This window comes from Pseudomonas sp. FEN (genome assembly GCF_904067045.1).
In the GTDB taxonomy this organism is placed as follows: domain Bacteria; phylum Pseudomonadota; class Gammaproteobacteria; order Pseudomonadales; family Pseudomonadaceae; genus Aquipseudomonas.
In genome coordinates, this window is record NZ_CAJFDC010000001.1 from 1,060,001 (window position 1) to 1,061,384 (window position 1,384).

General features: G+C 60.6%; 1 protein-coding gene and 2 pseudogenes (1 of these 3 only partly in view). All 3 read right to left on the bottom strand.

Annotated features, from left to right (window positions below; genetic code table 11):
• A protein-coding gene (gene msrP / locus PFEN_RS04915; RefSeq protein WP_191485891.1) for a protein-methionine-sulfoxide reductase catalytic subunit MsrP crosses the window boundary here: on the bottom strand, nucleotides 1-172 show its beginning. It extends 842 nt beyond the left edge of the window; the window shows 172 of its 1,014 coding nt (coding positions 1-172); its start codon is at nucleotides 170-172; its stop codon lies off the left edge, out of view.
• Nucleotides 173-235: 63 nt separating this feature from the next.
• A pseudogene (gene pssA, locus PFEN_RS04920) lies at nucleotides 236-1,096 on the bottom strand (CDP-diacylglycerol--serine O-phosphatidyltransferase).
• A gap of 127 nt (nucleotides 1,097-1,223) precedes the next feature.
• Nucleotides 1,224-1,384: pseudogene (locus PFEN_RS04925) on the bottom strand (glutathionylspermidine synthase family protein); the annotation flags it as partial.

Consider the following 1,384-nt stretch of genomic DNA (forward strand, 5'->3'; position numbering starts at 1 on the left):
CGTCGACATCGGCATACCGCGCCGCCTCGGCGGCACTGGCCCAACGCGGCAGACTGCCAATAGCCAACCCGGCGACGGAAGCACCGAGCAGCGCACGGCGGGAGAGATAGAGGGATTCAGGCGTGACGTCCGACTCTTTGCAATCGGATCGCTTGGGAAGCTTGATAAACATGGCAACTCCGTAGCATTGGAGGACTGATGCACCAATAGACTACGGAGTCTGCGCGAAATTACATCACTCGCCAGCTTTGTGCCGACGAAGATGCAACAGGTACTGGATCGGGGCCCGAGGCCGCATAGGCGAGGAAAATCAGCAGCAGGATGCGCGGCGGGTCGCTGAACACCACGGCGAATACCAGCACCACGGCAAGAATCGCCACAAACGGTACGCGCCCCTTGAGATCCAGCTCCTTGAAGCTGTTGTACTTGATGTTGCTGACCATCAGCATCCCGGCCGCCGCCACCAGCAAGGCTACCAGGAACGACATCTTCGAACCCTGGATCCCGTAGTCGCTGAACGCCCACACCGTACCCGCCACCACGCCGGCCGCCGCCGGACTGGCCAGGCCGATGAAATAGGCGCTTGTCGGCGGTACCGACCTGGGTATTGAAACGCGCCAGGCGCAACGCCGCGCCGGCCACATAGATGAAGGCCACCCATCCAGCCGACCTTGCCCATGTCACCCAGCGCCCAGCCGAATGCCAGCAATGCCGGGGCAACACCGAAAGCGACCATATCGGACAGCGAGTCATACTCGGCACCGAAGGCACTCTGGGTATTGGTCATGCGGGCCACGCGACCGTCCAGGCCGTCGAGCACCATGGCGACGAAGATCGCAATGGCGGAGAAGGCGAAATACTTGCTCGCCCCCGCCGGATCCCCGGCACTGGCGGCGCTCTGCGCGCTCATCGCACTGATGATGGCGTAGAAACCAGCGAACAGGTTCGCGGTGGTGAACAGGTTCGGCAACAGGTAGATACCGCGATGGCGGACTTTCTGGCCATTGGCGTCATGCCCTTCCTCGACATGTTCGTCGATGGGCAACAGGCTTTCGGCGTCGGAGCCCTGACCAGGCTCTTCGGGACGTTCAGTCATTGACATTACCTTGCAGCTAAATGAATGGTTTCAACAGCACTCGGCGACCACGATGGGAGCACAAAACGGTCCCGCTTTATACCAGAAGCGCCCCGGCCTGAGGGAAAACCTGGAAGAGACGGGTCGATCAGCCTAGGACAACGTGCGGCAGAAATCGACTGCTGTCCTTGGTAATAAGACTATTGTCTTCACGGATGCGATCCCGGAGGCCACATCCCCCACCACCCATGAGCCGATCACGGTGTAGCTGTCGTCGAACTTCGGCAACGAGGAAAACGCCTGCAGGAT